Raw genomic sequence first — 8,440 nt, 5'->3', positions numbered from 1 at the left:
GTCGACAAGCATTCCGCGGGCGCGGACGCGGTCATCATGGCCGCCGCGGTCGCCGATTTCCGGCCGGTCAACGTGGCCGCCGCGAAAATCAAAAAGGGTGCGCACGAACCGAATTCGATCGAGCTGACCAAGAATCGCGACATTCTGGCCGGTCTGGTCCAGGCGCGCCGCGACGGCCAGCTCGGCGGCTTGGCGATCGTCGGTTTCGCCGCCGAAACCGGCGACGAACACGGTGATGTGCTGACCCACGCGCGGGCGAAACTGGCTCGCAAGGGCTGTGACCTGTTGGTGGTCAATGCCGTCGGCGACGGTAAGGCGTTCGAGGTCGACAACAACGACGGCTGGCTGCTCGGCGCCGACGGCACCGAACAGTCGCTGGATCACGGTTCCAAGGCGCTGCTCGCCAGCCGGGTACTCGATGCGCTGGGCCCGCTCTTGCGTTGAGCCGCAAGCTGTTCGACCGTGCCGCCGCCGTGGCGACGCGGTCGGGACACCCACGGCGGCCGGTGCGAGGGCCCGGACGCCGCCGCTGCGCCCGGCCGTGGCAAGTTTGGAATAGTCTGAGGTAAAGGGTTGTGCGGTGACGCGAGGCCGCTACTGTCGCATCCCGACATGAGAAACCCGTTGAGGGAGAGGGAACAACTGTGCGCACGTCCGGTAGCCGGCTATTCACGAGTGAGTCCGTCACAGAGGGTCACCCGGACAAGATCTGTGACGCGATCAGCGATTCCATCCTCGACGCGCTGCTCACCGAGGACCCGCACAGCCGGGTGGCGGTCGAAACCCTGGTGACCACCGGTCAGGTCCATGTCGCCGGTGAGGTCACCACCGAGGCCTACGCCGATATTCCGACCATCGTGCGCGAGAAGGTGCTCGAGATCGGCTACGACTCGTCGGCGAAGGGCTTCGACGGCGCCTCCTGCGGCGTGAACGTCGCCATCGGCGCGCAGTCGCCCGATATCGCGCAGGGTGTCGACCACTCGCACGAGGCGCGTGTTGGTGGTTCCGACGACGAGATCGAACGCCAGGGCGCCGGTGACCAGGGCCTGATGTTCGGATACGCCACCAAGGAGACCCCCGAGCTGATGCCGCTGCCGATCGCGCTGGCGCACCGGCTCTCGCGGCGGCTGACCGAGGTCCGCAAGTCCGGTGTGCTGCCCTACCTGCGCCCGGACGGCAAGACCCAGGTCACCATCGAATACGAGGGCGATCGTCCGGTCCGGCTGGACACGGTGGTGCTCTCGACCCAGCATGCGGCCGATATCGACCTGGACAATCTGCTGGCGCCCGATATCCGTGAGAAGGTCGTCGACGCGGTTCTGGCCGATCTGGAACTGCCCAACCCGCTCGACACCTCCGACATCCGGCTGCTGGTCAACCCCACCGGCAAGTTCGTCCTCGGCGGCCCGATGGGCGATGCCGGCCTGACCGGCCGCAAGATCATCGTCGACACCTACGGCGGTATGGCCCGTCACGGTGGTGGCGCCTTCTCCGGTAAGGATCCGTCGAAGGTGGACCGCTCGGCCGCCTACGCCATGCGCTGGGTGGCCAAGAACGTGGTCGCCGCCGGACTCTCCGACCGCGTCGAGGTCCAGGTGGCCTACGCGATCGGCAAGGCCGCCCCGGTGGGCCTGTTCGTCGAGACGTTCGGCACCGAGCAGGTCGATCCGTCGCAGATCTCGAAGGCGATCGGCGAGGTCTTCGACCTGCGCCCGGGTGCGATCATCCGCGACCTCGACCTGCTGCGGCCGATCTACGCGCCGACCGCCGCCTACGGTCACTTCGGCCGCACCGATATCGACCTGCCGTGGGAGCGCACCGACCGCGCCGACAAGCTGCGCGCGGCCGCCGGTCTCTGATCGGGTCCGCGCCTGCCGTGGCGGAAGCGGTAGCACCGACGGCGCCCTCCGTTCCGACGGAGGGCGCCGTTTGCGTGCCGTCCACCGACGAGGCGGTCGATCCCGAGAAGGCTCGCGACACTCCGATCGACAAGCCGATCGCACGGGTGCTGCCGTTGCTCGAACCCGCCCATCTGGACCGCGATTTCGATTATTCGGTGCCGCGGGAGATGGACGAGCTCGCCCAGCCGGGGGTGCGCGTGCGGGTGCGCTTCTCCGGCCGCCTGGTCGATGGTTACATTCTCGAACGGCTCGCGCGCACAGAGCATTCCGGGAAAATTCAGCCGTTGCAGCGGGTGGTGTCGGGTGAGCGGGTGCTGACACCGGAGATCGTTCGCCTCGTCTCCGCGGTGGCCGCGCGGTACGCCGGAACCCGCGCCGACGTGTTGCGGCTGGCGATTCCGCCGAGGCATGCGCGCACCGAAGCCGCCGAACCGAAACCGGTTGAGCTGCCGGAGATTCCGGAGGATTTCCCGGCCTGGTCCCGCTATGTGCACGGCGAGTCGTTCCTGTCCGCGCTGCGCCGGGGGAGCGGTCCGCGAGCGGCCTGGCAGGCGATGCCCGGTGAGCAGTGGCCGCGCCGGCTCGCGGAATTGGCGGCGACGACGGTCGCGAGCGGTCGCAGCGTGATCGTGATGGTGCCGGATCAACGCGATCTGGACCGGGTGGTCGCGGATTGTGCTGCGCTGGTCGGGGATTCGGTGGTCGGGCTGTCGGCAGGACTGGGTCCCGCTGCGAGGTACCGGCGCTGGCTCGCGGTGTTGCGCGGTTCGGCCCGGATCGTGGTGGGCACGCGCAGTGCGGTCTTCGCGCCGGCGCGGGAACTGGGCCTGATCGTGGTGTGGGACGACGGCGACGACACCTATGCCGAACCGCGCGCGCCCTATCCGCACGCCCGTGAGGTGGCGATGCTGCGCGCGCACGAAACCGGTGCGGCATGCGTGATAGCCGGGTTCGCGCGGACAGCGGAGGCGCAGGCCATCGTCGAATCGGGTTGGGCGCACGATCTGATCGCCGACCGGAAGACGTTGCGCGCCAACACCCCTCGAATCCATGCGCCGGGTGACAGCGATATCGCGCTGGAGCGCGACCCGATGGCGCGGGCGATCCGCATCCCGGGCACCGCCTTCGCCGCGGCGCGCAGGGCCCTGGCCGCGGGCGATCCGGTGCTGGTGCAGGTGCCACGGCGCGGGTACGTCCCCGCCCTGGCGTGCGCGAAGTGCCGTACCCCGGCCCGCTGCCGGCACTGCAACGGACCGCTGTCGTTGCCGGAGAGCGATGCCTGGGGCAGGCGGGAAGCCCGGCAGGCCGATAGATCCGGGGGAGCGCCACCGTCCCGGGGCGGAGCGGCGCGGCCGGCGGGCGAGGTGACCGCCACTGGCCGAGTCGCGGTCGGTGATCGTCAGGCGGGCCACGCCGGCCCCCGGCATCCGGATCCCTCCCACCCGGACACGGCCCCGGCCGAACGCCGATCGTCAGCAGTTCCGTTGGGCAGCAAGGGGTCCGGAGATCTCGCCCAGAGCCCGAGCTGCCGCTGGTGCGGCAAGGTGGAACCGGCCTTCCGGTGTGGCACGTGCGGTTCACGGGTGCTGCGGGCGGTGGTGATCGGCGCCCAGCGCACCGCCGAGGAACTGGGCCGTGCCTTTCCCGGTGTGCCGATCCGCGGTTCGGGCGGGGCCGCGGTGCTGGATGCGGTGCCGGACGGCCCGCAGGTGGTGGTGGCGACCATCGGTGCGGAGCCCACGGTGCCGGGCGGTTACGCGGTGGCGCTGCTGCTCGACGGGTGGGCGCTGCTCGGCCGAGCGGACCTGCGGGCCGCCGAGGATGCGCTGCGGCGCTGGATGTCCGCGGCCGCGCTCGTCCGCCCCACCGGCGAAGTGCTCGTGATGGCCGAACCGGCGCTGCCGACCGTGCAGGCGCTGGTGCGCTGGGATCCGATCGGCCACGCCCGCCACGAACTGGCGGCCCGCAGCGAGGTCCGCTTCCCGCCCGCGGTGCGCTTGGCCGCCGTGGACGGTACGACCGCCACCATCGGCGAACTCCTCGGTGAGACGGCACTTCCTGACGACGTCGAAGTGCTGGGCCCGGTGCCGCTGCCGCCCGGCGCCCGCACGCCGTTCTCCGGTGACGCCGCGCCCGCCGAGGTCGAACGGATGATTCTCCGGGTCGACCGGCGGGCGGGCTCGGCGCTGTCGCGCGCACTGGCCGCCGCTCTCGCGGTGCGCAGTAGTCATCGCTCCGACGGTCCGTTGCGGGTGCAGATCGATCCGGTCGATATCGGCTGACGCGCAAGGGAATTCGGCGGGCCGGACCGAGCGTGCCGAGCGTGGGTCAGCGAAAGATGTCGATATTGCGTCGCGCCCACGCCGAGAAGGGCCGCGGTGCCCGGCCGAGCACCGCCTCGACATCGCCGCTGACACGCAGTTCCTCGGCGGTCGGCGCACCGATGATCGCCAGGGTGGTGTCGGCGGCGTCGGCGGGCATCACCGTGAGCAGTTGCGCGTACGCCTGCTCGGCTGTCTGCTCGACGAAACGCACCGGCTCGCCGAGTGTTTCGGCCAGGTCGCGCACCCGATCACGCGGCGATTCGGGCGCGGGGCCGGTCAGCACGTAGGTCCGCCCGGCGTGGCCGGGCTCGCGCAGGGCGACGGCGGCCACGGCGGCGATATCGTCGGGGTCCACGAAGGGGATCGCGACATCACCGAACGGCGCGGTGACCGTTCGCTGCGTGCGCACCGCGTCCGCCCACATCGCGACGTTCGATTGAAAACCGCTCGGCCGCAATATGGTCCATTCCAGCCCCGAGTTCTGGACGGCAACTTCGACCTGCTTGCCGAACTGTCCGTGCGAGGGACTGTCGGGCCGGGTGCCGACGCCCTGGGACGACAACAGGACGACGCGCCGCACTCCGGCCTCCCGCGCCGCGGCCAGTACTCCCGGCACATCTGCTGCCAGCGATCCCGGCGCGAGCAGGAGAAACAGCTGTTCCGCACCGTCGAGGGCTGCCGTGACCTCGCCGGTATTCGTCAGATCGGCGGCGAGGTGCCGCACGCCGTGGGGGAGGTCGTCGGGACGGCGGCGGGATACGGCTGTCACCTTCTCGCCGGCTTCGGCGAGCATCCGCACCAACGGCCGTCCGACGTTACCGGTCGCTCCGGTTACCACGATCATTCTCACTCCTAAGTTAGTTGACTGACTGACTCGACCGTACGGCATCATCGGCGAGGTGTCTATAGTCAGTTGTATGACTAACTCAGTCGACAGCACGCGGGCCGGCGGTAAGCGCGAACGCCTCGCCGCCGCGGCCGCCGAGGTCTTCCATCGGCAAGGGGTGGAGAAGACCACGATCGCCGACATCGCCCGGGCCGCCGAGGTGCCGGTCGGCAACGTGTACTACTACTTCAAGACCAAGGATCAGCTGATCCAGGCGGCGATCGGCGCGCACGCTCAGACCCTGGACGGCTTCCTCGCCGAACTCGATCGGGAACCCCGGCCGGTCGATCGGGTGCGGGCGTTGATCCGGTCCTGGGTCGATCAGCGCGATCTCGCGGCCCGATACGGTTGCCCTTCCGGAACTCTGGCCACCGAACTCGACAAACGCTCCGACGGAATGGAGCAGGAGCTCGCCGAGGTGATGGGTGTCCTGCTGGCCTGGGTGCAGCGGCAATTCGAGGAGATGGGCCGTGCCGACGCGCGCGAACTGGCCGTCGCGCTCATTGCCTCCTATCAGGGAATTTCCTTGCTCACCAATACCTTTCGCGATCCGGAGCTGATGCGAACGGAAGGCGACCGGCTGGAACGCTGGATCGATTCACTCGCGGCCTGAACCACCGCCTCCGTTGTGGCGTGTCCCATACTTGTCAAAGATGCATTGCCGATATATCGTTGATTGCGTCAACGTAAGACAATGCCTGAGGAGGCAATCATGGAACGCATGGAGAACATGGACAGGTTCGGTCGCGGCCGCCGTCGCGGACCCCGGCCGGACCCGCAGGAACGCGGCGGACACGAACAATTCCGTCGCCACCCGCGCGGACACGGCTTCGGACCCTTCGGCCCGGATTTCGGACCCGGATTCGGCCCGGGCGGTCATGTCGGCCGCGGGCGCGGTCGCGGTGGGCGCGGACGGCGCGGAGATGTGCGCGCGGCGATACTGCTGCTCGTGCAGGAACGGCCGATGCACGGCTACGAGCTGATCCAGCAGATCCGCGAACGGAGCGACGACATCTGGCGGCCGAGCCCCGGTTCGATCTACCCGGCGCTGTCCCAGCTCGAGGACGAGGGCCTGGTGATCATCGAGAAGGTGGCCGGTCGCAAGACCGCGAAACTGACCGACGCGGGCGCCGAGTACGTCACCGCACACCGCGACGAACTGGGCGATCCCTGGCAGGACGTCCGCGAGGGCGTCGGCGATCAGGCGCTGGACCTGCGCGAACTGGTCGGCCAGCTGATGGGTGCGGTCGGGCAGGTCGCCCGCGCCGGCACTCCCGAACAGGCCGGTAAGGCCGCCGAGGTCCTCACCGAGGCCCGGCGCTCGATCTACCGGATCCTCGCCGACGACGACACCACCGCGGCCGAGTGAGGCCGATACAGTGGCCCGTCACACGCACCGGTCCGCGCGGCGCACAATCGGAGGATGGGACGAGGTCGGAATCGCCGAGACGGGGGCCTCGCGTGGCGTAGGGCGCTCGCGGCGGTGGCGGCGTGCGGGGCGGCGTTCGGCGGCAGCACGAACGCCTGGGCCGAACCGTCCCCGCCGCCGGACACCCGCCCGGCGGTGGTCCCCACCGAATGGGGGCCACCGCAGGGCGACCATCTCGCCGCCTCGCGCTATCTGAAAGCGCACCCCGGCGCCACGCCGTGGGGCACCAACGATTTCACCTGCCGGCCGGGCGCGCAGCATCCGCGCCCGATCATCCTGGCCCACGGGACCGACGCCACCGCCTACACCGACTGGAGCGGCATCGGCCCGCAACTCGTCGCCGCGGGCTTCTGCGTCTTCGCCCCGAACTACGGCGGCAAACCGGATGCCACGAGTTACGGCACCGAGGACCTGTGGGCGTCCTCGCGACAGTTCGGCGACTTCGTCGACCGCGTCCTGTCGGCCACCGGCGCCGACAAGGTCGAGTTGGTCGGATTTTCCCAGGGCGCCAACATCACTCGCTACTACGTCGACAGACTCGGCGGCGCCCCCTACGTCGATCAATGGATCGGTCTCGCCTCGCCCAGCTACGGCGGCCAGATGTACGGGCTGGTTCCGCTCGCCGACGCCATGCCCGGACTGTGGAACGTCTATCAGCAGGTCACGTCGCTGGCCGCTGTGCAGCAGGCGCAGGGCTCGCCGTTCATCCGCGAACTCGACGCGGGCAGTGACACCGTGCCCGGTGTGCGATACACCACCGTCGGCAGCCGCGTCGACGAGATGATCCAGCCCTCTGGCAACATCGCCCTGACCGGTCCGGGCGCTCGCAACCTCGTGCTGCAGGATCTGTGCCCCATCGACCTGACCGGGCATTTCCACATGGTGTACGACCCGTACGTGCAGCAGCTGTTGCTCACCCTGCTCGACCCCGAGCACGCGCCGCTGCCGCAGTGCGCCTACGTGCCGCTGGGCACCGGAATCGGTGAGGTGATCCTGGGGGCGCATTCCTGACGAAACGGATTTCCGGCCGCCCGTAAACTGGGGCGACCGCAATGTCGTCTCGCCCGGGAGTGTGCCTGTGACAATCCAGCCCGTTCGCCTGTTCGGCGATCCCGTCCTGCGCGCCCGCGCGGACGAGGTCGACGCCTTCGACAGGGACCTCGAGCAGCTGGTCACCGACCTCACCGACACCATGCACGCCAGTCGCGGCGTCGGCATGGCCGCGCCGCAGATCGGTGTCGGCCTGCGGGTGTTCGTCTACGACACCGGTGACGCCGCCGGACACGTCGTGAATCCGGTCTTCGAGGTCCTCGGCGCCGACGAGCAGACCGGCCCGGAGGGTTGCCTGTCGATTCCGGGGCTGCGCTACGACGTGACCCGCGCCCACCGCGTGGTCGCGCGCGGGTTCGATATGCACGGTGAGCCGGTGAAATTCGAGGCCGAAGGCCTGCTGTCCCGCTGCGTGCAGCACGAAACCGATCATCTCGACGGCGTGCTGTATCTGCAGCGGCTGGAACCGGCCACGCGCAAGCAGGCCATGCGCGCGGTGCGGGAATCGGAGTGGTTCGTCGCCGGTAAGACGGTGATGTCGGCGGCCGAGGTCGCGGGCAGCCGTCCCGAGTCCGGGCGGGGCGAGTAGATGCGCCTGGTCTTCGCGGGGACTCCCGAACCGGCCGTGCCGTCCCTGCGGCGGCTGATCGAATCGGAGCGCCACGAGGTGGTGGCGGTGGTGACCCGGCCGGATGCGGTGGCCGGGCGCGGTCGCAAGGTGACCCGCTCGCCGATCGGGCGGCTGGCCGACGAATACGGCATTCCGGTGCTGACCCCGCACAAACCCTCGGAGCCGGAATTCGTTGCGGCACTGACGGATCTGAAACCCGACTGCTGTCCGGTGGTGGCC

9 protein-coding genes are annotated in these 8,440 nt (G+C 69.7%); 8 read left to right on the top strand and 1 reads right to left on the bottom strand.

The annotated features are described in order from the left end of the window. From ON23_RS16185 to ON23_RS36885, 3 genes are all read left to right on the top strand, one after another. The coding region (locus ON23_RS16185; RefSeq protein WP_039779175.1) for a phosphopantothenoylcysteine decarboxylase domain-containing protein at positions 1–444 on the top strand (444 nt) is incomplete at its 5' end. 200 nt (positions 445–644) lie between these two features. Then, on the top strand, positions 645–1,859 hold the full coding sequence (gene metK / locus ON23_RS16180; RefSeq protein WP_036502629.1) for a methionine adenosyltransferase: 1,215 nt from the start codon (positions 645–647) through the stop codon (positions 1,857–1,859). Positions 1,860–1,933: 74 nt separating this feature from the next. Further along, on the top strand, positions 1,934–4,183 hold the full coding sequence (locus ON23_RS36885) for a primosomal protein N' (RefSeq protein ID WP_245555965.1): 2,250 nt from the start codon (positions 1,934–1,936) through the stop codon (positions 4,181–4,183). A 46-nt stretch (positions 4,184–4,229) separates the two neighbouring features. Here the strand turns inward: ON23_RS36885 and ON23_RS16170 are convergent, their stop codons facing one another. After that, positions 4,230–5,069 (bottom strand): NAD(P)H-binding protein, encoded by an 840-nt coding sequence (locus tag ON23_RS16170; protein ID WP_039779174.1) that lies wholly within the window; start codon positions 5,067–5,069, stop codon positions 4,230–4,232. Between the two features lie 73 nt (positions 5,070–5,142). Here ON23_RS16170 and ON23_RS16165 point away from each other — a divergent pair, with 73 nt between their 5' ends. From ON23_RS16165 to ON23_RS16145, 5 genes are all read left to right on the top strand, one after another. Beyond that, on the top strand, positions 5,143–5,724 hold the full coding sequence (locus tag ON23_RS16165; protein ID WP_039779173.1) for a TetR/AcrR family transcriptional regulator: 582 nt from the start codon (positions 5,143–5,145) through the stop codon (positions 5,722–5,724). Positions 5,725–5,823: 99 nt separating this feature from the next. Beyond that, on the top strand, positions 5,824–6,480 hold the full coding sequence (locus tag ON23_RS16160) for a PadR family transcriptional regulator (protein WP_373282194.1): 657 nt from the start codon (positions 5,824–5,826) through the stop codon (positions 6,478–6,480). A 54-nt stretch (positions 6,481–6,534) separates the two neighbouring features. Beyond that, a complete protein-coding gene (locus ON23_RS16155) occupies positions 6,535–7,551 on the top strand; it encodes an esterase/lipase family protein (RefSeq protein ID WP_083904008.1) in 1,017 nt (338 codons plus the stop codon). A gap of 67 nt (positions 7,552–7,618) precedes the next feature. Further along, positions 7,619–8,179, top strand: a complete 561-nt coding sequence (gene def, locus ON23_RS16150) for a peptide deformylase (protein WP_039779172.1) — start codon at positions 7,619–7,621, stop codon at positions 8,177–8,179. Then, positions 8,180–8,440, top strand: a 261-nt coding sequence (locus ON23_RS16145) for a methionyl-tRNA formyltransferase (RefSeq protein WP_039779171.1), incomplete at its 3' end; no start/stop codon positions are given.

Source organism: Nocardia cerradoensis NBRC 101014, from assembly GCF_000308535.1.
Classification (GTDB): domain Bacteria; phylum Actinomycetota; class Actinomycetes; order Mycobacteriales; family Mycobacteriaceae; genus Nocardia; species Nocardia cerradoensis.
The sequence above is the reverse complement of the archived record's forward strand: the minus strand, read 5'-3'. Positions and strand labels throughout refer to the sequence as shown.

What these genes read in the sequence shown, in the direction of transcription:
- ON23_RS16170 (WP_039779174.1), bottom strand. Translation starts at nt 5,069, where the DNA reads ATGATCGTGGTAACCGGAGCGACCGGTAACGTCGGACGGCCGTTGGTG.
- ON23_RS16165 (WP_039779173.1), top strand. Translation starts at nt 5,143, where the DNA reads ATGACTAACTCAGTCGACAGCACGCGGGCCGGCGGTAAGCGCGAACGC.
- ON23_RS16160 (WP_373282194.1), top strand. Translation starts at nt 5,824, where the DNA reads ATGGAACGCATGGAGAACATGGACAGGTTCGGTCGCGGCCGCCGTCGC.
- ON23_RS16155 (WP_083904008.1), top strand. Translation starts at nt 6,535, where the DNA reads ATGGGACGAGGTCGGAATCGCCGAGACGGGGGCCTCGCGTGGCGTAGG.